General features: G+C 48.2%; 19 protein-coding genes. 15 read left to right on the top strand and 4 right to left on the bottom strand.

Going from position 1 to position 23,220, the window contains the following annotated elements:
* The first annotated feature begins 34 nt into the window (after positions 1–34).
* On the top strand, positions 35–2,290 hold the full coding sequence (locus KUA46_RS08415; protein ID WP_218486848.1) for a cation:proton antiporter domain-containing protein: 2,256 nt from the start codon (positions 35–37) through the stop codon (positions 2,288–2,290).
* A gap of 62 nt (positions 2,291–2,352) precedes the next feature.
* On the opposite strand, the gene KUA46_RS08420 is transcribed toward KUA46_RS08415, so the two are convergent.
* Entirely contained in the window at positions 2,353–3,228 is an 876-nt protein-coding gene (locus KUA46_RS08420; protein ID WP_218486849.1) for a DUF5715 family protein, read from the bottom strand.
* 232 nt (positions 3,229–3,460) lie between these two features.
* Here KUA46_RS08420 and KUA46_RS08425 point away from each other — a divergent pair, with 232 nt between their 5' ends.
* The 11 genes from KUA46_RS08425 to miaA all read left to right on the top strand — a co-directional run bounded on the left by KUA46_RS08425 (position 3,461) and on the right by miaA (position 14,659).
* Complete coding sequence (locus KUA46_RS08425; RefSeq protein WP_218486850.1) at positions 3,461–4,447, top strand: PhoH family protein; 987 nt, start codon at positions 3,461–3,463, stop codon at positions 4,445–4,447.
* 79 nt (positions 4,448–4,526) lie between these two features.
* A complete protein-coding gene (locus KUA46_RS08430; RefSeq protein ID WP_006847238.1) occupies positions 4,527–5,477 on the top strand; it encodes a phosphoribosylaminoimidazolesuccinocarboxamide synthase in 951 nt (316 codons plus the stop codon).
* A gap of 11 nt (positions 5,478–5,488) precedes the next feature.
* Positions 5,489–6,223, top strand: coding sequence for a bifunctional demethylmenaquinone methyltransferase/2-methoxy-6-polyprenyl-1,4-benzoquinol methylase UbiE (gene ubiE, locus KUA46_RS08435; protein ID WP_006847237.1), 735 nt, complete (start codon positions 5,489–5,491; stop codon positions 6,221–6,223).
* 12 nt (positions 6,224–6,235) lie between these two features.
* Positions 6,236–6,982, top strand: a complete 747-nt coding sequence (locus KUA46_RS08440) for a shikimate dehydrogenase family protein (RefSeq protein WP_006847236.1) — start codon at positions 6,236–6,238, stop codon at positions 6,980–6,982.
* Positions 6,983–7,041: 59 nt separating this feature from the next.
* Positions 7,042–8,190 (top strand): AIR synthase-related protein, encoded by a 1,149-nt coding sequence (locus tag KUA46_RS08445; RefSeq protein WP_118078683.1) that lies wholly within the window; start codon positions 7,042–7,044, stop codon positions 8,188–8,190.
* Positions 8,191–8,245: 55 nt separating this feature from the next.
* Positions 8,246–9,355: a peptide chain release factor 1 gene (prfA, locus tag KUA46_RS08450; RefSeq protein ID WP_117691596.1), complete on the top strand. Its 1,110-nt coding sequence runs from the start codon at positions 8,246–8,248 to the stop codon at positions 9,353–9,355.
* Positions 9,356–9,398: 43 nt separating this feature from the next.
* Positions 9,399–10,241, top strand: coding sequence for an orotidine-5'-phosphate decarboxylase (gene pyrF, locus KUA46_RS08455; RefSeq protein ID WP_218486851.1), 843 nt, complete (start codon positions 9,399–9,401; stop codon positions 10,239–10,241).
* Positions 10,242–10,443: 202 nt separating this feature from the next.
* On the top strand, positions 10,444–11,478 hold the full coding sequence (lpxD, locus tag KUA46_RS08460) for a UDP-3-O-(3-hydroxymyristoyl)glucosamine N-acyltransferase (RefSeq protein ID WP_218486852.1): 1,035 nt from the start codon (positions 10,444–10,446) through the stop codon (positions 11,476–11,478).
* 13 nt (positions 11,479–11,491) lie between these two features.
* Positions 11,492–12,874 carry a bifunctional UDP-3-O-[3-hydroxymyristoyl] N-acetylglucosamine deacetylase/3-hydroxyacyl-ACP dehydratase gene (locus KUA46_RS08465; protein ID WP_153080826.1) on the top strand — a complete coding sequence of 461 codons (1,383 nt, stop codon included), beginning with the start codon at positions 11,492–11,494 and terminating at the stop codon, positions 12,872–12,874.
* 15 nt (positions 12,875–12,889) lie between these two features.
* A complete protein-coding gene (lpxA, locus tag KUA46_RS08470) occupies positions 12,890–13,660 on the top strand; it encodes an acyl-ACP--UDP-N-acetylglucosamine O-acyltransferase (RefSeq protein WP_022120462.1) in 771 nt (256 codons plus the stop codon).
* A 99-nt stretch (positions 13,661–13,759) separates the two neighbouring features.
* On the top strand, positions 13,760–14,659 hold the full coding sequence (miaA, locus tag KUA46_RS08475) for a tRNA (adenosine(37)-N6)-dimethylallyltransferase MiaA (protein ID WP_218486853.1): 900 nt from the start codon (positions 13,760–13,762) through the stop codon (positions 14,657–14,659).
* Between the two features lie 1,045 nt (positions 14,660–15,704).
* On the opposite strand, the gene KUA46_RS08480 is transcribed toward miaA, so the two are convergent.
* Positions 15,705–16,403: an HAD family hydrolase gene (locus KUA46_RS08480; protein WP_153093318.1), complete on the bottom strand. Its 699-nt coding sequence runs from the start codon at positions 16,401–16,403 to the stop codon at positions 15,705–15,707.
* Between the two features lie 245 nt (positions 16,404–16,648).
* Between KUA46_RS08480 and KUA46_RS08485 the strand changes: the two genes are divergently transcribed.
* The 3 genes from KUA46_RS08485 (at position 16,649) to queF (ending at position 20,422) form a co-directional block, all read left to right on the top strand.
* Entirely contained in the window at positions 16,649–18,895 is a 2,247-nt protein-coding gene (locus tag KUA46_RS08485) for an inorganic phosphate transporter (protein ID WP_218486854.1), read from the top strand.
* A gap of 338 nt (positions 18,896–19,233) precedes the next feature.
* Positions 19,234–19,926 (top strand): queuosine precursor transporter, encoded by a 693-nt coding sequence (locus KUA46_RS08490; protein ID WP_217745726.1) that lies wholly within the window; start codon positions 19,234–19,236, stop codon positions 19,924–19,926.
* A gap of 40 nt (positions 19,927–19,966) precedes the next feature.
* Positions 19,967–20,422, top strand: a complete 456-nt coding sequence (queF, locus tag KUA46_RS08495; protein WP_218434424.1) for a preQ(1) synthase — start codon at positions 19,967–19,969, stop codon at positions 20,420–20,422.
* A gap of 72 nt (positions 20,423–20,494) precedes the next feature.
* Here queF and menB read toward each other — a convergent pair whose 3' ends face one another.
* Positions 20,495–21,316, bottom strand: coding sequence for a 1,4-dihydroxy-2-naphthoyl-CoA synthase (gene menB, locus KUA46_RS08500; RefSeq protein WP_089545278.1), 822 nt, complete (start codon positions 21,314–21,316; stop codon positions 20,495–20,497).
* Positions 21,317–21,395: 79 nt separating this feature from the next.
* Positions 21,396–23,204, bottom strand: coding sequence for a 2-succinyl-5-enolpyruvyl-6-hydroxy-3-cyclohexene-1-carboxylic-acid synthase (menD, locus tag KUA46_RS08505; protein WP_218486855.1), 1,809 nt, complete (start codon positions 23,202–23,204; stop codon positions 21,396–21,398).
* Positions 23,205–23,220 lie beyond the last annotated feature (16 nt).

Consider the following 23,220-nt stretch of genomic DNA (forward strand, 5'->3'; position numbering starts at 1 on the left):
CATCTAAATTCCCCTTTTTCATAAACAGAAAAATATGGCTGAAATTCCATTCTTAGTAAAAGACCTCGCCCTCATCCTGATGGTGGCAGGCATCGTAACCCTCATCTTCAAAAGGCTCAAGCAGCCGCTGGTGCTGGGATACATCATGGCGGGATTCCTGGTTTCGCCACACATGCCCTACACCATGTCGGTAGTCGACGAGACGGATATCCAGACCTGGGCCGACATCGGTGTCATCTTCACCCTCTTCTCGCTCGGTCTCGACTTCTCGTTCAAGAAAATCGTGAAGATGGGCGCTTCTCCCATCATCGCCACCGTGGTCATCGTGTTCTGCATGATGATGCTGGGCATCAGCGTAGGCCACAGTTTCGACTGGGGAAGGATGGACTGCATCTTCCTGGGCGGTATGCTCGCCATGAGCTCCACCACTATTATATATAAGGCATTCGATGATATGCGGCTGCGCACCCAGAAGTTTGCCTCGATGGTAATGAGCGTGCTGATACTGGAAGATATCCTGGCTATCGTGATGATGGTGATGCTGTCGGCGATAGCGAGCGGAAGCAGTCCCGACGGCGGGCAGATGCTTGCCTCTATCGTGAAGATAGGCTTCTTCCTGGGCGTGTGGTTTATCGTGGGCATCTTCGCCATTCCGTGGTTCCTGCGTTCGGTGAGGAAACTTATCAATGCCGAAACCCTGCTCATCGTTTCGCTGGGTCTGTGCTGCGGCATGGCGGTACTGAGCACCAAGGTGGGGTTCAGCAGCGCCTTCGGAGCCTTCGTCATGGGCAGCATACTGGCAGAAACCATTGAGGCAGAGAAGATTATCAAGCTCGTAGAACCGGTAAAGAATCTCTTCGGAGCCATCTTCTTCGTATCGGTAGGTATGCTGGTAGACCCGAAGATTCTGGTAGAATATGCCGTTCCTATCCTCGCCCTAGTGGGCACGATACTGGTAGGTCAGGCGATATTCGGCACCTTCGGTTTCATGCTCGGAGGCGAGTCGCTGAAGTCGGCGATGCGCTGCGGTTTCTCGATGGCTCAGATTGGTGAGTTCTCTTTCATCATCGCCTCGCTGGGTCTGTCGCTCGGCGTCATCAGCAAGTTCCTCTATCCAGTAGTGGTAGCGGTGAGCGTCATCACCACCTTCCTTACACCTTATATGATCCGTCTTGCCACACCTACCTATCAGGTGATGGAGAAACATCTGCCCGACAAGCTCATCCATATTCTGAACCATTTCGCGATGAGTCATCCACAGACGCAGCAGCAGAGCAAGTGGAAATCGCTGATCCGCCAGATGCTGGTCAACACCACCGCCTACTCCATCCTTTCGGCAGCCGTCATCGCCCTGATGTTCACCTTCGTGCTGCCACTGATGCGCAATCTGCTGCCAGGCTGGCATCTCCACTGGTATGCCAATGCCATCACCGGTCTGCTCACCGTCCTGTTCATCTCGCCGTTCCTGCGCGCCATCGTGATGAAGAAGAACCACAGTGCCGAGTGGAAACGCCTCTGGGTGGAGAGCAGCATCAACCGCGTGCCGCTGCTCTTTACGGTGTTCGTGCGCTTCATGATAGCACTGGCTTTCATCTTCTATATCATCAATTTCCTCTCGCGCTTTACCAATGCGCTGATTGTCTGCATCGGTGCCGCCGTGGTGATGCTGATGATAACCTCCCGCCGCATCAAGAAGCGTAGCATCGTGATGGAGCGCGTCTTCGTTCACAACCTTCGCTCGCGCGATATTGCGGCTCAGGTGAATGGCGAAAAGCGGCCGCTCTACGAGGGCAGACTGCTGGACCGGGATATCCACATCAGCGAATTTGAAGTGCCTGAAGATAGCAGTTGGACTGGCAAATCGCTGCGAGAGCTGCATCTGCGCCAGCGTTTCGGTGTAGACCTGAGCAGCATTCACCGCGGCTCTCACCGACTGAACATCCCGAACGGCGACATGATCATCTTCCCGGGCGACAAACTGCAGGTAATCGGCAACGACGACCAGCTGCAGAAATTCAACACCGCCCTGCAGAGCGACCTGCTGCCTGAGGAGGCTGAAATAGAAAAGCGCGAGATGAAGCTCAGTCAGCTCATCATCAGCGGCGGCAGCGAATTCCTGGGAAAGACGCTGATAGAAAGCGGAATAAGGGATAAATACAACTGTATGGTGGTAGGTCTGGAAGAAGGACAGGAGAACCTGACGCACGTATCCCCCACCCGAGTCTTCAAGAAGGGAGACATCATCTGGATAGTGGGAGAAGAAGCAGATTTGAAGAGAATCAAAAATTAAATAAAAGAACTTTCGTAAGTAAGCTCCATACGCCCTGAAAGGGCGTGCCGGGAACAACCAGATTACTTCACGGTGATATGGAAGCAGCCCTGATTCACCTCATATTTAATATAGCAGCGGTTCTTGTTGCGGAAATCGCGGAGCACCTCGGAGAACACCCATTTCAGGGTATCATTCTGCACCTGTCGGCGAGGCTGTTCACGGGTCTGAATCTGCTTGTAGCGGTTGTAGCAGATATCGAAGGTAGTACCATAAAGATGGCACGAATTCTCAGTAGCATTGCCGTTTCGGGTACGCAGTTTCGCCACATCATCCTTGGTGCGCAGAATGCTCGTTACGATAATCTTATGCAGCGGAATGCCCTTGATCTGCAGCGAATCAAAATAGGCACGGCCGATATCCTGGAGCAGCACAGAGGCGCGAGGCACCAGGTAAGGAATACTGTTGTTCAGCTTGTCGACATAAAAGAAAGGATTGCTGCCCACATACACCAGCTTGCCCTTGCTGTTCTCCGCCTCCAGACGGTTCTGTACCGGTTTCACACCATGCTTAGTAGCCGCCAGAATCTGCACATCCTGCTGGTCGGGGAAAGTATTGCCGAAATGAGGCACCGAGAAGATGCGATGCTTCACCTCCTTGCCATCCTTGTCGAAGAAGATAGAAGGCTTTCCGCTCTGTGCCGTATCAGGCATAACAGAGAGTTCATCCTTCTTCAGGTCCTCAGCCACATTCCCTTCAGCATCAGCCGATGCATTAGAAATCTCAGCAGAAGAAGCATCAGAAGCAGCCGAATCCTTCGCTGCCACGAGCGTAGAATCAGCCGCACCAGCAGCCGCAACCTTCGGTTTTGCTACTCCCGGGAAGATGACTCTTACCAGCGCCAGAAGCAAAACCACAATACCAAAACCCTGTAAATATCTATTCTTACTAATCTTCATAATTATCTTATTTTCACGAAATAATATTCTATATTCTTCAGGCAAAACGGGAACCGCATCGCCAAATTTAGCTGCAAAGGTAACAAAATCTCTCGAAAAAATAGCTTTTTTAATATTTAAAGAATGTTTTATTCGCCGAAATTTGCTCATTTCATGGAAAAGTAGTAATTTTGCAGCGTTATATAACAAAATATTAGATAGGATAGTTTAAACTTTATAGAATTAAGACATTTTGATAGAGAAACATATTGTACTCGAAGATATCGATCCAGTGATGTTCTACGGTGTGAACAATGCCCACCTGCAGATGATTAAATCGCTGTATCCTAAGTTGCGTATCGTAGCACGCGACAACGTGATTCGTGTGCTCGGCGACGAAGAGGAAATGGCAAAGGTGGAAGAGGATATTGAGCAGATGCGCAAGCACTTGCTTAAATACAACATGCTCAATGATGAAGACATCCTGGACATCGTGAAAGGAAAACAGACCAAGGCGGACAGCGTAAAAGGCGTGCTGGTATATAGCATCAGCGGCCGACCTATCAAGAGCCGCAGCGAAAACCAGCAGCAGCTGATAGATGCTTACGAGAAGAACGACATGGTATTTGCCGTGGGACCAGCCGGTACCGGCAAGACCTATCTCAGCATCGCCCTTGCCGTAAAGGCCCTCAAGGAGAAAGCCATCAAGAAAATTATCCTCTCACGACCAGCCGTAGAAGCCGGCGAAAAACTCGGTTTCCTGCCTGGCGATATGAAAGACAAAATTGACCCATACCTCCAGCCGCTCTACGATGCGCTGGAAGACATGATACCTGCCGTAAAGCTGCAGGATATGATGGAAAAGCACATTATCCAGATTGCTCCGCTCGCCTTTATGCGCGGACGCACACTCAGCGATGCCGTCGTCATCCTCGACGAGGCGCAGAACACAACCTCCCAACAGATTCGCATGTTCCTAACCCGTATGGGCATGAACACCAAGATGATTATCACCGGCGACCTGACACAGATTGACCTGCCACGCGAACAGCGAAGCGGACTGAAGGAGGCGCTCAAGATTCTGGACGGCGTGGAAGGCATCGGAGTGGTGAAGCTGGGACAGAAGGATATCGTGCGCCACAAACTCGTAACCCGCATCGTCAACGCATACGACAAGTATGACAAGGAGAAAGCGGAAGCACGGGAAGCTCAGAAAGCAGAAAAAGATAATTCAAAATAATAAGAATTAAGAATGAACAGAATGATTACTCAAGGCATATCATAAAGTTCAAAGTTCAAAATTCAAAGTTCAAAGTAAAATGAAAGCATTAACAAAGACAGATTTCCATTTTGATGGACAGAAGAGTGTTTACCACGGTAAAGTACGTGATGTGTATGACATTAACGACGACCTCCTCGTGATGGTCGCTACCGACAGAATCTCAGCGTTCGACGTTGTTCTGCCTAAGGGTATCCCTTTCAAAGGACAGGTGCTCAATCAGATTGCAGCTAAGTTCCTGGACACAACTACAGACATCTGTCCAAACTGGAAGTTGGCTACTCCAGACCCAATGGTTACCGTAGGTTTGAAGTGCGAAGGTTTCCGCGTGGAGATGATCATCCGTTCTATCCTCACCGGTAGTGCATGGCGCGAGTATCAGAAGGGCTGCCGCGAGATCTGCGGTGTGAAGTTGCCAGACGGTATGCGCGAGAACCAGCGTTTCCCAGAGCCTATCATTACTCCTACTACAAAGGCTGACGAAGGTCACGACATGAATATCTCTAAGGAAGAAATTATCGCCCAGGGTATTGTTAGTGCAGAGGATTACGCTGTGATGGAGGACTACACACGCCGCATCTTCGCCCGTGGTCAGGAAATCGCTGCCAAGCAGGGCTTGATCCTCGTAGATACCAAGTACGAGTTCGGCAAGCGCGACGGCAAGGTTTATCTCATCGATGAGATCCACACTCCAGACTCTAGCCGCTACTTCTATGCAGATGGTTACGAGGAGAAGTTTGAGAAGGGTGAACCACAGCGCCAGCTCTCTAAGGAGTTCGTTCGCCAGTGGCTCATCGAGCACAACTTCATGAACGAGCCAGGCCAGACCATGCCAGAGATTACCGACGAGTATGCAGAGAGCGTATCCGACCGCTACATCGAACTCTACGAGCACATCACCGGCGAGAAGTTTGACAAGGCTGCAGAGGAAGGCGACATCGCTGCCCGCATCGAGAAGAACGTAAGCGAGTGGCTTGCTGCACACAAGTAAACTATATATAAATGTATAAGCAAGAACAGATAAAGCCCTACGAGGGCACAGGAGACAAGGGCAAGCTGGTAGAGGAGATGTTCGACAACATCGCCCCTACCTACGATACCCTGAACCACCGTCTCTCGTGGGATATCGATAAGGGATGGCGCAAGAAGGCAATCAGGCGTCTTGCGCCCTTCTCTCCTAAAAAGATGCTCGACATCGCTACCGGTACCGGCGATTTCGCCATCCTAGCCGCACAGATGCTACATCCCGACCAGCTGATCGGAGCAGACATCTCGGAAGGCATGATGGAGATAGGCAGACAGAAGGTAAAGCAGCTGGGACTGGAAAACACCATCTCCTTTGCCAAGGAAGACTGCCTCAACCTCTCGTTCCAGGACGAGAGCTTCGACGCTGTAACCGCAGCCTTCGGTATCAGGAACTTCCAGAACCTGGATCAGGGACTGAAGGAAATGTGCCGGGTACTGAAAAAAGGCGGACATCTCTGCATCGTAGAACTCACCACGCCGGTCAGTTTCCCGATGAAGCAGCTGTTCAGCATCTACAGCAACACTGTCTTGCCGATGTATGGCAAACTCATCAGCAAAGACCAAAGCGCCTACAGTTATCTCAACAAGACCATCGAGGCATTCCCTCAGGGCGAGGTCATGATGGAGGTGTTCAAAAAGGCAGGATTCGCAAAGGCAGAGTTCAAGCGACTCACCTTCGGCATCTGCACACTCTATTTTGCAACCAAATAAAATAAAAATATTATGGACAAGTATGGACTCATAGGTTACCCTCTAGGGCATTCGTTCTCAAAAAACTATTTCAACGAAAAGTTTGAGAACGAGGGCATCGATGCCCAATACATCAACTTCGAGATACCTTCTATCGAAAATCTTACCGAGATTCTCGACTCAAATCCTGAACTAAAGGGTCTCAACGTCACAATACCTTATAAGGAGAAAGTGATCAGCTATCTCGACGTGGTAAGCCCTGAGGCGAATGCTATCGGAGCCGTCAACGTGATCAAGGTGGAGCACAGAGGCGAAGATGTTTATCTGAAAGGATATAACAGCGATGTAATCGGTTTTACCAAGAGCATCGAACCTTATATCGAGCCTTATCACAAGAAGGCTCTCATCCTGGGTACAGGCGGAGCTTCAAAGGCTATCAACTTCGGTCTGAAATCGCTCGGACTGGAAACAGCCTTCGTGAGTCGATACGAGCGTCCGGGTACAATCCAGTACGAAAAAATCACCCCTGAGGTTATCAAGGAGTATAACGTCATCGTAAACTGTACCCCAGTGGGCATGTACCCACACGTAGACGAGTGTCCTGCGCTGCCTTACGAGGCAATGGACAGCCACACCCTGCTCTACGACCTCATCTACAATCCCGACGAAACCCTCTTCATGAAGAAGGGCAAAGAACATGGAGCCACAGTAAAGAATGGCTTAGAAATGCTCTTGTTGCAAGCCTTTGCATCATGGGATTTCTGGCACCAGGAAAAATAAGCATATCATAAAGTTCAAAGATCAAAGTTCAAAGTAAGAATATGAGTAACAATAGATATATGATGCGCGGTGTTAGCGCAGCAAAGGAAGATGTTCACAACGCTATCAAGAACATCGACAAGGGTATCTTCCCACAGGCTTTCTGTAAGATCATACCTGATATCTTGGGCGGCGACCCAGAGTATTGTAACATTATGCATGCCGACGGTGCAGGTACCAAGTCGAGCTTGGCCTACATGTACTGGAAGGAGACGGGCGACCTCTCTGTATGGAAAGGTATCGCTCAAGATGCTATCGTGATGAATACCGACGACCTGCTCTGCGTAGGCGCCGTAGACAACATCCTCGTAAGCTCTACCATCGGACGCAACAAGATGCTCATCCCAGGCGAGGTAATCTCAGCTATCATCAACGGTACTGACGACCTGCTCCACGAGATGCGCGAGATGGGTATCGGCATCTATCCTACAGGCGGTGAGACTGCCGATGTAGGCGACCTGGTTCGTACTATCATCGTTGACTCTACCGTTACCTGCCGCATGAAGCGCAGCGACGTCATCAACAACGCCAACATCCGTCCAGGCGATGTCATCGTAGGTCTTTCTTCTACAGGTCAGGCTACTTACGAGAAGAAGTACAACGGCGGTATGGGCAGCAACGGTTTGACTTCTGCCCGCCACGATGTATTCGCCAAGTATCTCGCAGAGAACTATCCTGAGAGCTACGACCACGCCGTGCCAGAGGAGTTGGTTTACAGCGGTAAGTATAAGTTGACTGATGAGGTAGAGGGTTCACCTATCAATGCCGGAGAACTGGTACTCTCTCCTACCCGTACCTACGCTCCTGTCATCAAGAAGATTCTCGATGAGCTCCGCCCAGAGGTTCACGGTATGGTTCACTGCACCGGTGGTGCCCAGACCAAGGTTCTTCACTTCGTAGGCGAGAACTGCAAGGTAGTGAAGGACAACATGTTCCCAGTGCCTCCACTCTTCAAGGCGATCCACGACTGCTCAGAGACCGACTGGAAGGAAATGTATCAGGTATTCAACATGGGTCACCGCATGGAGATCTACGTACGTCCTGAGGTTGCCGAGAAGGTTATCGCCATCAGCAAGAGCTTCAACATCGATGCCCAGATTGTGGGTCACATCGAAGAAGGCAAGCGCAGCCTGACCATCAAGAGCGAATTCGGAACATTCGAATACTAAAAACAATGTTAGTGTAAACTCAACATTCAACACTCAACATTCAACATTAAAATCAATGGATAATAACAACATATTACAGAAGCTAGAAGGCTTAGAGAGCCGATACGAGGAAGTAAGCACCCTCATTACCGACCCAGATGTCATCGCCGACCAGCCACGCTACGTGAAGCTCACCAAGGAATGGAAAGACCTGGGTGACATCATGGACGCACGCAAGCGATACATCAACTGCCTGAATAGCATCAAGGAGGCAAAGGACATCCTTGCCAACGAGAGCGATCCGGAAATGAAGGAGATGGCTCGCGAAGAACTCAACGAGAACGAGGCGCTGCAGCCTAAACTCGAAGAAGAAATCAAGATTGCGCTGGTACCTAAGGACCCAGAAGACGCCAAGAACGTACAGATGGAAATCCGAGGCGGTGCCGGAGGCGACGAGGCTGCCCTCTTTGCAGGCGACCTATTTAATATGTATAAGAAATTCTGCGAATCGAAGGGATGGACCGTCAGCGTGACTTCTGTTTCTGAAGGCGCAGTAGGTGGATACAAGGAAATCGACTTCGCTGTAAGCGGTACTGACGTTTACGGTACATTGAAGTACGAATCAGGTGTTCACCGTGTTCAGCGTGTGCCTGCTACTGAAACACAGGGCCGTATGCATACCTCAGCTGCTACCGTGGCCGTATTGCCAGAGGCAGACAAGTTTGAGGTGAACATCAACGAAGGAGACATCAAGTGGGATACCTTCCGAAGTTCAGGTGCCGGTGGTCAGAACGTGAACAAGGTGGAGTCTGGTGTACGTCTCCGCTACCCTTGGAAAAACCCTAACACAGGCGAGGTAGAGGAAATCCTCATCGAGTGTACCGAAACCCGTGACCAGCCAAAGAACAAGGAGCGTGCCTTGAGCCGCCTCTATACATTCATCCACGACCGTGAGCACCAGAAGTATGTTGACGATATCGCCAGCCGCCGCAAGAGCCTCGTTTCTACCGGCGACCGCAGTGCGAAGATCCGTACCTACAACTTCCCGCAGGGCCGTGTTACCGACCACCGTATCGGTTACACCACTCACGATCTCAACGGTTTCCTGGCAGGTGATATTCAGGACATGATTGATGCCCTGACCGTAGCCGAGAACGCAGAGAAGCTGAAAGAAACAGAATTATAAACGCGTGTGGAGCAAACATTTGCCCCCCAAATAATTTAAAGAAATGAACAGAAAAGAACTCGTAGAGCAGATTTTCGCCAAGAAGAGTTTCTTGTGCGTAGGTCTTGACACAGATATCAACAAGTTGCCTAAGTGCATCACCGAGAGTGAAGACATCCAGGGCGCAGAAGCCGAAATGATATTCAGATTCAACAAGGCTATCATCGACGCAACAGCCCCATACTGTGTGGCTTACAAGCCAAACCTGGCTTTCTATGAGAGCCGCGGCATCGATGGCATGATTGCCTTCGAAAACACCATCAAGTATCTCCACAGCCACTATCCTAACCACTTCATCATCGCAGATGCCAAGCGCGGCGATATCGGCAACACCAGCAAGATGTATGCCCAGACATTCTTCGAGGAGTACAATATCGACTCAGTAACCGTAGCACCTTATATGGGTGAGGATTCAGTCAAGCCATTCCTCGAGTATGAAGGCAAGTGGGTTATCCTCCTGGCGCTGACCAGCAACAAGGGTAGCCACGACTTCCAGCTCACCGCGGATAAGGAGGGCGAGCGCCTCTTCGAAAAGGTTCTGAAGAAGAGCCAGGAATGGGGCAACGATGAGAACATGATGTATGTAGTAGGCGCTACACAGGGCAAGATGTTCGAAGACATCCGCAAGGTGGCTCCTAACCACTTCCTCCTCGTACCGGGCGTAGGTGCACAGGGTGGCAGCCTGCAGGAGGTTTGCAAGTATGGCATCATCAAGGACTGCGGCTTGCTCGTCAACTCTTCCCGCGGCATCATCTATGCCAGCAACGGCGATGACTTTGCTGAGGTAGCAGGTCAGAAAACTAAGGAGTTGCAGGCAGAAATGGCAGCAGAACTTGCTAAGTTATAAAAACTCGATTTAGGCGCAAAGTATCTTGAAAAAGAGGCTTTGCGCCTAAAAAATACCTTTTTATGGGGCGAAAAAGCAAAATATTACAAAATAAAGTCGAGAATCTAAATCTTTTTTGCTATTTTTGCAAACAAATTGCGGTTACCTAAAGGTAATGATGCCTTGGGAACCTAAATAAAACAAACTAGAAGTCAGATAAATTATGGAATTTACCGCTCAACAAATAGCCCAGTTCGTTCAGGGCCGTGTGGAAGGTGATGAGAACGCAACAGTCAACACCTTCGCAAAAATCGAAGAAGGTAAGGAAGGCGCTATCTCGTTCCTTTCTAACCCTAAATACACTCATTATGTTTACGAAACCAAGTCAAGCATCGTACTCATTGATGAAACCGTAGAATTGGAACACCCTGTCAGCACAACCCTCATCCGTGTGAAGAATGCATACGAGTGTGTGGCTAAGCTCCTGCAGATGTACGAATCCATGAAGCCTAAGAAGACCGGCATCGATCCGCTGGCTTTCGTATCTCCAAAGGCTAAGGTGGCAGAAGGCGTATATGTAGGTGCTTTCGCATATATCAGCGAGGGTGCAGAGGTAGGCGAAGGTAGCCAGATTTATCCTCATGCCTACATCGGAGAGGGTGTGAAGATTGGTAAGAATGCACTCATCTATCCGAACGTTACCGTATATCACGGCTGTAAATTAGGCAATAACGTTACGCTTCATGCTGGTTGTGTAATCGGTGCCGACGGATTCGGATTCGCTCCAGGTCCTGAAGGTTACGACAAGATTCCACAAATTGGTATCGTTACCATCGAAGACGATGTAGAGATTGGTGCCAACACTTGTGTAGACCGTTCTACAATGGGTTCTACCTATGTTCGCAAGGGCGTAAAGCTCGACAACCTCGTACAGATTGCCCACAATACCGACATCGGCGCCAACACCGTGATGTCTTCTCAGGTAGGTGTAGCAGGCAGTACAAAGGTAGGCGAATGGTGTATGTTTGGCGGTCAGGTGGGTATTGCCGGCCACATCACTATCGGCGACAAGGTGTTCCTCGGTGCCCAGAGTGGTGTTCCGGGCAGCCTCAAGAGCGGCCAGCAGCTCATCGGAACTCCTCCTATGGAGCAGCGCGCTTACTTCAAGTCACAGGCCATCTTCCGTCGCCTGCCTGATATGTACAAGGAACTCAACGACCTGAAGAAGCAGATTGAAGAATTAAAGAAAAATAAATAGAAATCATATAATTATGTCAAAACAGAAGACACTGAAAGGTAGCTTCTCTCTTTGCGGAAAGGGTTTGCATACAGGCTTGAGCCTCACCGTAACATTCAATCCAGCACCAGAGAACACCGGTTATAAAATACAGCGCATCGACCTTGAAGGCGAGCCTGTCATCCAGGCTGTAGCTGAAAACGTTGTTGAAACACAGCGCGGTACCGTACTCGGTAAGGGTGACATCCGCGTTTCTACCATCGAGCATGGTATGTCAGCACTCTATGCCCTCGGCATCGACAACTGTCTCATCCAGGTAAATGGTCCTGAGTTCCCTATCCTCGACGGTTCTGCTGCTCCTTATGTAGAGAAGATTCAGAGCGTAGGCATCCAGGAACAGAATGCAGAGAAAGATTACTACATCATCCGTCATAAGATTGAGGTGAAAGATAATAACGGGTCTGTTATCACCATTCTTCCAGACGAGGACTTCAGCATCACAGCCATGTGTTCTTTCGAGAGCAAATTCATCAACAGCCAGTTTGCTACCCTCGATAAGATGGAGACATACGCAGAGGAGATTGCTTCTGCCCGTACCTTCGTTTTCGTACGCGATATCATGCCTCTGCTCCAGGCTAACCTCATCAAGGGTGGTGACCTGGACAATGCCATCGTTATCTACGAGCGCCAGGTAGAACAGGCTCAGCTCGACCAGCTCGCCGACCATCTCAAGGTGCCTCACATGGATGCCAACAAGTTGGGTTACATCCAGCACCGCCCATTGCAGTGGGAGAACGAGTGTACACGTCATAAGCTGCTCGACATCATCGGAGATATGGCACTCATCGGCAAGCCTATCAAGGGCCGCATCATCGCTACCCGTCCTGGTCATACCGTAAACAACAAGTTCGCCCGCCTCATGCGCAAGGAGATTCGCAAGCACGAGATTCAGGCTCCTATCTACAATCCTAACGAGGAGCCAATCATGGATAATATCCGCATCCGTCAGCTCCTGCCTCACCGCTACCCTATGCAGCTGGTCGACAAGGTCATCGCTATGGGTCCTAACAGCATCGTGGGCGTAAAGAATGTAACCAGCAACGAGCCATTCTTCACCGGTCACTTCCCTGAGGAGCCGGTTATGCCGGGTGTTCTCCAGGTAGAGGCTATGGCACAGTGTGGCGGTCTGCTCGTCCTCAACCAGTTGGAGGAGCCTGAGCGCTGGAGTACTTACTTCATGAAGCTCGATGATGTGAAGTTCCGCAAGAAGGTGGTTCCGGGCGATACCCTCCTCTTCCGTGTAGAACTCCTCGCACCTGTACGTCATGGCATCAGCTCTATGAAGGGCTATATGTTCGTAGGCGACCAGGTGGTGGCAGAGGCTACTTTCACTGCACAGATTGTTAAGAACAAGTAATAATAAAATAGAAATATGAATCAGATTAGTCCATTAGCGTTCGTTCACCCAGAGGCAAAACTCGGTGATAACAACATCATCGGCCCTTTCTGCTATATTGATAAGGATACCGTTTTGGGCGATAACAACGTATTACAGAACAGCGTCACCATCCATGTAGGTGCCCGCATCGGAAACAACAATGAGTTCTTCCCTGGTGCCAGCATCTCTACCAAGCCTCAGGATTTGAAGTTCAAGGGCGAGCAGACAACATGCGAGGTTGGCGATAACAACAGTATCCGTGAGAACGTTACTATCTCTCGTGGTACAGCCTCTAAGGGCAAGACCGTAGTAGGCAGCAACAACCTCCTGATGGAGACCGTTCACGTGGCTCACGACTGCGTGCTCGGCAGCGGCTTGATTATCGGCAACTCTACCAAGTTTGCCGGTGAGGTGGTAGTAGATGACAACGCCATCGTCAGCGCCAACGTTCTCGTTCACCAGTTCTGCCATATCGCAGGTTACGTGATGATCCAGGGCGGTTGCCGTTTCTCTCAGGATATTCCTCCTTACATCATTGCCGGCAAGGAGCCAACCCGCTACTGCAGCATCAACCTCATCGGTCTGCGCCGTCGCGGTTTCAGCAATGAGACCATCCAGAACATCCACGAGGCTTACCGCCTGCTCTACAGCAAGGGTATTTTGAAGGAAGGTATTGAGGAAATCAAGAAGAATCTTGAGGTTACCAAGGAGATTCAGTATATTATCGACTTCGTAGAGAGTTCTCAGCGAGGCATTATCCGATAAAAGTAAAAGGGTAAAAAAGTAAAAAGGTAAAAAGAGCATCCTTGCATAGGTTTATGAAACGAGCAAGGATGCTTTTTTCTTGAATATAAAGAATGATATATGAAAACATTGATTGTGGTCTTAGGTCCTACCGGTGTAGGTAAAACGGAGCTTTGCCTTTCACTGGCAGAGCATCTCGCTATACCTATCATCAATGCCGACTCCCGCCAGATTTTCGCCGAACTCCCTATAGGAACCGCAGCCCCTACTGCCGAACAGCAGCAGCGGGTGAAGCATTATTTCGTAGGAAATCACCACATCGAAGATTATTACAGCGCTGCCCAATACGAGGCTGATGTGATGAATCTCCTGCAGGAAGACATCTTCAAGAATCACGATGTGGCGCTGCTTACAGGCGGCAGCATGATGTATATCGATGCTGTATGCAAGGGAATCGACGACATCCCTACAGTTCGTGACGACATCCGCACTTGGATGAAACAGCGTCTGGAAGAGGAAGGGCTGGAGGCACTGGTAGAAGAACTCCACAAGATGGATCCGGAGCACTGGGCGATAGTAGACAGGAAGAATCCACGCCGCGTGGTTCATGCCCTAGAAATCTGCCATCAGACCGGCAAGACTTATACTTCTTTCCGCACAGCCGAAAAGAAGCAGCGCCCTTTCCGCATCCTCAAGATAGGCCTGAACCGCGACCGTGCCGAACTGTACGATCGCATCAACCAGCGTGTGCTGCTGATGATGGAGGATGGTCTGGAGGCAGAAGCACGCAGCGTATATCCACACAAGGGCCTCACAGCCTTGAGAACCGTGGGCTACAAGGAAATGTTTGCCTATTTCGATGGCGAGATAGATAAGGATGAAGCCATCCGCCAGATACAGTCGCATAGCCGTGAATACATGCGCAAGCAGCTCACCTGGTTTAAGCGAGATGCAGAAATTCACTGGTATCATCCCGACCAGCAAGATGAAATCATCCGATTTATCGATGAAGAGATATAGACATAATCGCCCGATAGCATATTCATTTTTGTTGTTAGAAATATAGTTGAGATTCCATAATATTACATGGAATTCTCCGGAATCAGATTTGAATTCTGGTGCTTTATAGCCCATGAACTTTTCAAAATGCTCGTGTTCTTTGATGATTTTCTTCATACCTTATAAAATCAGCGTCTTGTTTGATGCAGAATTCTAAATAATTGGAGGTAAAAATGAAATAAGCTTCATGTGCGATCGAAACAGGCTTCATGTGCGATTGAAATAGGCTTCATTCGCCATTGAAGCCTATTTCATTTAGAGCAGAAGTAATCTTCCCCTGCCAAAAAGGGTATTTCTGTCAATATTTATAACCAAATTTTGTATACTGGTAAACTTGGAATCTAGCAACGAAAATAGGGAGTTTTGGGCATCTCGAATTCTCTATTTTTTGTTTCTAATTAAGCGAATACCCTATAGTTGTACAACTATAAAGTTGTAGTCGTACGACTATATAGGCTATAGTCGTACAACTGTAGAGTTATAGTTGTACAACTATAGGGGTTATAGTCGTACAACTATAGAATTCCTATTTTAGCGCTATTAACCAACAAATCCATAATTCCTTGATTATTAACATATTACCATTTCCTTCCATATTTTCAATATTCACAAAGAAATAAGAATCGTTTGAAAATACGAGAATCTCAGCAAGGGAAATGTATAAAAAAATAAAACGACCCGTACATTTGAGCATCGTCGAGAGGCTTGGCGGGTACTAGTGTTGTAAAGGTACGAAGATTTTTCGAAACCAGCAATTTTTTGGGGAGAAATTTTAATTTCGCATGCAAAAAAGTATAAAGCATTTACAAATTAAGCTACTCCGCCCCCATGCGGTAATTCTTTGGCGATAATCCGGTATGCTTCTTGAAGAAGGTGCCGAAGGATGAGGCATTCGGCACAGTCCATTCGTTGAGACTTTGGTATCACTGAAAGATAAAGAAGGAGAAGAATAAAAGTATTATATGAGTATTTTATAAGGGTTTTAAGACCCTTATAAAATATCGAGTTATAAGATATCGAGAAGTTCCTCGAATCTTGAAATACGACGGAGCTTGGGATGTTCAAATTCCTCTGTCTTTTCATGCGCCCATGTGGTATGAAAAGGGATATGGACAGCCGAAGCTCCGATTTTTAATGCCGGAGCAATATCGCTTTTGAAGCTGTTGCCCACCATCACCAGCTCGTCGGGAGTTACATCCAGTTCCCTGCAGAGACGATGATAAGCCTTGGGCGTCTTGTCGCTCACGATAGTCACCACATCAAAATACCGCTGCAGACCCGAACGCCACAACTTATTCTCCTGATCCATCAACTCACCCTTGGTGAAGACTGCCAGCTTATATTTCTTCATCTCACGGAAACAAGCCAAGGTTTTCTCTACCCCTTCCAAAGGCTTGGCATCAAGATGCAGGAGACTCTTACCCAAGTCCACAATTTGGGCGATGACATTCGCCTCCACCTTACCATGACTCACCTTCACCGCATTCTCTACCAGGGATATGGTGAAAGCCTTGCAACCATAACCCAAATCAGCCATATTTTTACTCTCCGTCTCGAAGAGAGCAGCAGAAATATCCTTTTCCTTTCCATATTCTGCTAGCAACTCGCAATACTCATGCTCCACGTCCTCGAAATAGTTTTGTAATGCCCAGAGCGTATCATCGGCATCGAAGGCTATCGCCCTGATATCTTTAAATCTATCCATTTTCATGTTTGTTATGTTTTACACCTTATTATATATAGGCGTTCTGACTGCAAAGATACTACTTTCTTTCAGAAAAACAGAAGAAAAATCGTTTTTAACAAGAATGTAACATCTGTTTAAATAGCCTGTAACATTTCCTACGTACTTTTGCAGCCGAAAAGAAGGAGAAAATGGATAACTCCCGCAAATAAGGGAAAGAAATGTCCCCCACAAAGTAAATAATAACAATAAACATTAAGATAATAATGGGTACAATTTATTTATGTATTGTGATCTTCCTGCTCTGTCTGGCAGTGTTCGATCTCTTCGTAGGAGTCAGCAACGATGCTGTCAACTTCCTGCAATCTGCCATCGGAGCTAAGGTGGCTAAGTTTCGCACGGTGCTGATTATCGCATCCTGCGGTGTGGTTCTCGGAGCCATCATGTCATCAGGAATGATGGATATAGCCCGACATGGTATCATGAGTCCAGACCACTTCACCTTCGAAGAAGTGATGACGCTCTTCCTGGCGGTCATGGTGACTGATGTCATCATCCTGGATGTGTTCAACACCTTAGGTATGCCAACCTCTACTACCGTCTCTCTGGTATTCGAGCTGCTGGGTGGTGCTTTCATCCTCGCTACATTGAAGATGTATGGAGACGACAGCCTCAACTATGGCGTATTGCTCAACAGCAACAAGGCGTTGGAGGTAATCATGGGTATCTTTTCATCTGTCATCATCGCCTTCGTGTTTGGTGCCTTTGTGATGTGGCTTTCACGTATCGTCTTCACCTTCAACTATCGCAAGCATTCACGCTACAGCATCGCCATCTTCGGCGGTATCGCCTTTACAGCCCTCTCTTACTTCATCTTCATGAAGGGTTTGGGCAAGAGTCCTTACCTGCCTGCTGAGGTGCGCGATTACATCGACCAGAATCTCGGTTTCCTCATCTGCATCACCTTCGTGGTGTCTGCTGTTGTGATGGAATTCCTGCACCTCTGCCGTGTCAACATCTTCAAGTTTACAGTGCTGATGGGTACTTTCGCCCTGGCTATGGCTTTCGCCGGTAACGACCTGGTAAACTTCATCGGTGTGCCTCTGGCTGGTCTCTCTTCTTATCAGGACTATATGGCAAATGCCAACGGTGCAGCGCCAGACCAGTTTATGATGACTTCATTGATGGAGAGTGCCAAGACTACTCCAGGCTTCCTGCTTGTTGCCGGTGCCGTGATGATTATCGCCATGGCGACATCCAAGAAGGCACAGAACGTAATCAAGACTTCTGTTGACTTGAGCCGTCAGGACGAGGGCGATGAGATGTTCGGCAGTTCTTCTGCAGCCCGCGTGATTGTACGCAACTGCCAGGCTACAGATTCATGGTTGAAGCAGTTTATGCCAAAGGCGCTGATGAACTGGATCAACAGCCGTTTCGACAAGAATAATGTTGAACTCGAGGAGAGTGCTGCTTTCGACGTGGTTCGTGCAGCCGTAAACCTGGTACTTGCTTCTATGCTGATCACCATCGGTACCAACCTGAAGTTGCCTCTCTCTACCACCTACGTTACCTTCATGGTAGCTATGGGTTCTTCACTTGCTGATAGAGCATGGAGCCGTGAGAGTGCCGTATTCCGTGTAACAGGTGTATTGAGTGTAATCGGTGGTTGGTTCATCACAGCCGGTGTAGCTTTCGCAGCCTGTGCCATTGTTTGTATCATCATGCACTTCGGTGGTGTGGGCATCCAGGCTTGCTTCATGGGCTTGGTTATCTACCTGCTCATCCGCAGCAACATCAAGTATAACAAGAAGGCTAAGGAAGAGGGCAAGAGCAGTACATTCCAGCTGATGATGCGTTCCCGCGACCCGGAGATTGTATGGGATTTGCTTCGCCGTCAGGTTTCACGCACCCAGTCTTACGTCTGCCACTTCGCCCTGAACGAGTTCAACCAGATTATGGATGGTCTTGCCAACGAGAATACCCGCGACCTTCGTCATGCCAACAAGAATCTGAAGAAGGAGCAGGATATGCTGAAGAAGTTCCGCCGTCAGGAGATGCTCGGTTTGAAGAAATCGCCTATCGAGATTGCCATCGAGCGCAACACCTGGTTCCATCTGGGTGCCAACAGCAACCAGCAGTTTATCTACTCTCTGCGCCGTATGCTCGAACCAATCAAGGAACATGTTGACAACAACTTCAATCCGCTTCCTGCTGAATACATCAAGGAGTTTGCTCCTGTACGCCAGAAGATCAACGACCTGATGCGCATGAGCTGCGAACTGATAGAGACCGGCAGATATGACAGCTATCGCGAGATTCTTGCCGAGGCAGATGCCTGCAAAGACGAACTCTCTGTTCTCCGCAAGAAGCATATCGACCGCATCCAGCACATGACTGACAATACGCTGATGCAGATTTCTCTGGTTTATCTCAACGTACTGCAGGAGAGTCAGGAATTCCTGAGTGTGATGAGACATCAGTTAAGAGCTGCAAAGAAGTTTATGGAAAAGTAAAAATTCACTGACATCTTGTCACGAAACTACTTTTTGGTATATCTGTTGCATGATGACAGATGACAGCGGATAACAAGAGTGTTATTTTGCTATCACAATATAATCTGAAAAGGTTAGTTTCTCATAGGTTAAGATTGTTAGGTTTAGTTTTTAGAAAAAGGTTTTAGGTTTTTAGTTAGATAAGGGCTTCAAGTGCTAGTGATTAGTATTTGGAGCCATTTTTTTGCCCAAATATTTGGCTATTAGGAAGAAAAGTTGTAATTTTGCAGCCGATTTCTGAAAAGAATCATCATATTCAATAACCCGAGTGCTTGGTAAACCTCGTAAAAAACAAGAAAATGGACAAGAAAAAAACTCAAGTGAGCGTGCTGTTTATGCTTTTCAGCATCCTCTTCTGCGTTTGCCTGATTGCAGCAAACGTACTCGAAACAAAGCAAATCGCCTTCGGGCCAGTTTCCCTTACCGGTGGACTCATCGTATTCCCTGTAAGCTACATCATCAACGATGTGGTATGTGAAGTATGGGGCTATCAGAAAGCGCGTCTGTTGATCTGGACCGGCTTTGCGATGAACTTCTTCTTCGTGGCACTGGGTGCTATCTGCGATGTAATTCCTGCAGCACCTTATTGGACCAACGATGCCGGTTTTCATGCCATCTTCGGTCTGGCACCCCGCATTGCAGCAGCCTCTTTCGTAGCCTTCATCATCGGTTCGTTTGCCAATGCTTATGTAATGAGCGTGATGAAAATCCGCGATGGTGGCAAGCATTTCTCTGCCCGTGCCATCCTCAGTACCATTGCCGGTGAGAGTTGCGACAGTCTTATCTTCTTCCCACTTGCCCTGGGCGGTGTGGTGCCTGCATCAGAATTGCCTTGGCTCATGATCTGGCAGGTGATACTGAAGACTGCCTACGAGATTGTGGTACTGCCTCTGACCATCCGTGTAGTGAAATACGTGAAGAAGCATGAAGGCGAAGATGCATACGACAATAACATCTCCTACAATGTATTCAAGATCTTCAGCCTCGGCTAAAAGACATCAGTAAATATCAAACATTAAAACATTACCAAGCGTGGATAGAAAAGAAGACGGTCTTCAGGCATTAGGTGCCAAGACTACATATAGAATGGATTATGCGCCAGAGGTGCTCGAAACTTTCGTGAACAAGCATTCTGGCAATGATTACTGGGTACGTTTCAACTGCCCTGAGTTTACATCGCTCTGCCCTATTACGGGACAGCCAGATTTCGCAGAGATTCGCATCAGCTATATTCCTGACGTAAAGATGGTAGAGAGCAAGAGTCTGAAACTTTATCTCTTCAGTTTCCGCAATCATGGCGACTTCCATGAAGACTGCGTGAACATCATCATGAAGGATCTCATCAAGCTGATGGACCCTAAATATATTGAGGTAACAGGCATCTTTACTCCTCGTGGCGGCATCAGCATCTGGCCGTATGCCAACTATGGCAAGCCAGGCACCAAATACGAGAAACTGGCAGAGCAGAGATTCGCTACTCACGAATAAAAAACAAGAAACCTCGGAAGATTGGCAGATTGCTTTTCTTCCGAGGTTTTTTATTGTTTATTGCTGATGAAATTACGGGAACTGAGGATAATCCTCGAAGCGAGGCTTGCGCTTCTCAAGGAACGCCTTGCCACCTTCCTGAGCCTCATCCATCGTATAATAGAGCATCGTGGCATCGCCAGCCAACTCCTGAATACCAGCCTGACCATCCAGTTCGGCATTCAAGCCAGCCTTGATCATACGGAGTGCCAGAGGCGAACGTTCCATCATGATTTCAGCCCACTCTACACAGGTATCTTCCAACTGGTCGAGAGGCACTACCTTATTAACCATTCCCATCTCTTCAGCCTCCTTGGCAGAATACTGCTTGCAGAGGAACCAGATTTCACGAGCCTTCTTCTGACCCACCATTCTTGCCAGATAAGAAGAACCGAAACCGGCATCGAAGCTTCCTACCTTAGGACCGGTCTGTCCGAAGATGGCATTCTCTGAAGCGATGGTCAGGTCGCACATCACATGAAGCACATGACCGCCACCGATGGCATAACCATTCACCATAGCGATAACCGGCTTTGGGAGACGGCGAATCTGCATCTGTACATCGAGCACATTCAGGCGAGGTACACCGTCATTACCTACATAACCGCCTCGGCCCTTCACATGCATGTCACCTCCTGCACAGAACGCCTTATCGCCGGCACCCGTCAGAATAACCACACGGATATCCAGACAGTCGCGGCAATAGTTGAATGCCTGTGCCATCTCCCAAGTGGTCAACGGCGTGAAGGCATTACGGTAGCGCTCACGGTTGATGGTAATCTTAGCGATATGATTATACTCCTCGAAGATGATTTCCTTGAAATCAAAACCTTCTATCTTTTTCCATTCTCTCATTTTACTTTGAACTTTATGATTACTATTTATCTTATTCTTTTGACAGAACTATCAGTTATAGTTTCTTACAGGTCCTCTATCAGCACTTCTGGATGGCTTCCAGCATCTCATTATCTACATCCATATCGGTGAAAACCTCCAGGAGCATCGGGCGCTCGCTCTCGGCATGAATCAATTGGCTGATGCCTTGTTCCATCTCTTCCTTCGTATGAGCTGCGAGATATTTTACCTCATTCTGACTACAGATTCCTTCAGCCGTTGCATGATGCTTTGCCATTACCATTTCTTCGCGAGCCTGACTCTCCTTTAATCCCTGGAACTTGCCAAAGATGGCACCGCCACCATTATTGAGCACGATGATACGGAGCTTGCCGTTCAGATTTCTATTCCAGAGCGCATTCTGGTCATAGAAGAAACTCAGGTCGCCGAGAACGCAGTATACATGCTTATCAGACTTGTTCTTGCACATCGAGAAACCTACAGCCGTAGAAAGAGAACCTTCTATACCGTTCACACCACGATTGCAGTAAACATGGCGGTCGGCATATAGATTCATCAACCGGATGGTAGAACTGTTGCCGGAGATGACGCTGCTCATCAGACCAGGAAGGAAAGTATCGAATTTGCGGTCATAGATACCATCGTCATGAGCATCTTTATCGCCTAAGGTGAACGCTTTGAAATCCTGAGGCTCAACCTTCTGAAGCTGGCTGAAGAATTCCTTTACGGTAGCCAGACTGCTGAACTCAGGCTTGAAGTTCTCTTTGCGTTCATAGCTTTTAGCCAACGCATCCATCCACAATTTGCGATAATCCTCCCAGTGGTTGTGCCAGCCAAAATTATCCAACCATGACATAGCATCACTGTTTGGCAAATCCATCACTTTAGTAAGATGCATGAACGTATCTTCGATATCAGCCTCTTGCGAGATTCTTATCTGCTCAACTCCTTTAAGCGAACGCAGATAAGATTTCAGCTTCTTGCTCACAATATGTCCACCTATATAAACCACCAGGTCAGGACGGAATCTTTCATCGTCCTTTATTTCATCCAGCAAATTCTCGAAAGCGCCATACAAGGTGGTTTTATTCCAATCTTCTCCCAGTTCTTCCTGAACCTTATATAGATAAGGTGGCATTGCCAGAGATTCCCATAATATAGGCATCCGGTCAATATAAGCCAACAAGTCTACATATTTTTCGGTATTGTCCAACTGGCCTATTACCAACAATGGACGTTTGGCTTTTAATACACATTCAAAAGGGGTCTCTTCAAATGTGTCAATATTTGCCCTGCAGTAAGCAACCTCTATCTTCCGCTCAACGGGCAAAGCTTCTTTCGTAAACGAATAGAAAGGCTCAGAGATAGGTACATTGATGTGTACAGGTCCCTTTACCCGCCCCATGCTTTTCAACAGCGCTTCGTTGACCAGCCGGTTGCAATACCAATGCATCTCTTCCTGCTGCTCACCTTCGAACACTTCTGGCAGAGATACCGCTTTTCTTACCATCTGCCCCAAAGCATCAGGCTGAGGAAGCGTCTGACCATCCAGCTGGTTGATCCACTGTGCCGGTCTGTCGGCAGAAATCACTATGAGCGGAATTTGCTGATAATAAGCCTCAGCTACTGCTGGATAAAGATTGAGCAATGCAGAACCCGAAGTCACACACACTACGACAGGCTGATAACCTTCAGCCATAGAAAGTCCAAGAGCTTGGAAGCCGGCGCTACGTTCGTCGGTTACAGGATAGCAAGTGATGTCTTCACACTCGTTGAGATTGTGAACTATGGCTGCATTTCTGCTGCCCGGACACACCACAGCATGGCGAACACCATGCGCTACCAGTAAACTTGTCAAAATATTGACGTTTTCTTTATTGCTATACATTTCACCTTATTTTTTA

The sequence above is a fragment of the Segatella copri genome (assembly GCF_019249765.2).
Lineage (GTDB): Bacteria > Bacteroidota > Bacteroidia > Bacteroidales > Bacteroidaceae > Prevotella > Prevotella copri_K.

Excerpts from the sequence above, each read along its gene's own strand:
- KUA46_RS08415 (WP_218486848.1), top strand. The coding sequence starts at position 35 with ATGGCTGAAATTCCATTCTTAGTAAAAGACCTCGCCCTCATCCTGATG.
- KUA46_RS08420 (WP_218486849.1), bottom strand. The coding sequence starts at position 3,228 with ATGAAGATTAGTAAGAATAGATATTTACAGGGTTTTGGTATTGTGGTT.
- KUA46_RS08430 (WP_006847238.1), top strand. The coding sequence starts at position 4,527 with ATGAAAGCATTAACAAAGACAGATTTCCATTTTGATGGACAGAAGAGT.
- ubiE (WP_006847237.1), top strand. The coding sequence starts at position 5,489 with ATGTATAAGCAAGAACAGATAAAGCCCTACGAGGGCACAGGAGACAAG.
- KUA46_RS08440 (WP_006847236.1), top strand. The coding sequence starts at position 6,236 with ATGGACAAGTATGGACTCATAGGTTACCCTCTAGGGCATTCGTTCTCA.
- KUA46_RS08445 (WP_118078683.1), top strand. The coding sequence starts at position 7,042 with ATGATGCGCGGTGTTAGCGCAGCAAAGGAAGATGTTCACAACGCTATC.
- prfA (WP_117691596.1), top strand. The coding sequence starts at position 8,246 with ATGGATAATAACAACATATTACAGAAGCTAGAAGGCTTAGAGAGCCGA.
- pyrF (WP_218486851.1), top strand. The coding sequence starts at position 9,399 with ATGAACAGAAAAGAACTCGTAGAGCAGATTTTCGCCAAGAAGAGTTTC.
- lpxD (WP_218486852.1), top strand. The coding sequence starts at position 10,444 with ATGGAATTTACCGCTCAACAAATAGCCCAGTTCGTTCAGGGCCGTGTG.
- KUA46_RS08465 (WP_153080826.1), top strand. The coding sequence starts at position 11,492 with ATGTCAAAACAGAAGACACTGAAAGGTAGCTTCTCTCTTTGCGGAAAG.
- lpxA (WP_022120462.1), top strand. The coding sequence starts at position 12,890 with ATGAATCAGATTAGTCCATTAGCGTTCGTTCACCCAGAGGCAAAACTC.
- miaA (WP_218486853.1), top strand. The coding sequence starts at position 13,760 with ATGAAAACATTGATTGTGGTCTTAGGTCCTACCGGTGTAGGTAAAACG.
- KUA46_RS08480 (WP_153093318.1), bottom strand. The coding sequence starts at position 16,403 with ATGGATAGATTTAAAGATATCAGGGCGATAGCCTTCGATGCCGATGAT.
- KUA46_RS08485 (WP_218486854.1), top strand. The coding sequence starts at position 16,649 with ATGGGTACAATTTATTTATGTATTGTGATCTTCCTGCTCTGTCTGGCA.
- KUA46_RS08490 (WP_217745726.1), top strand. The coding sequence starts at position 19,234 with ATGGACAAGAAAAAAACTCAAGTGAGCGTGCTGTTTATGCTTTTCAGC.
- menB (WP_089545278.1), bottom strand. The coding sequence starts at position 21,316 with ATGAGAGAATGGAAAAAGATAGAAGGTTTTGATTTCAAGGAAATCATC.
- menD (WP_218486855.1), bottom strand. The coding sequence starts at position 23,204 with ATGTATAGCAATAAAGAAAACGTCAATATTTTGACAAGTTTACTGGTA.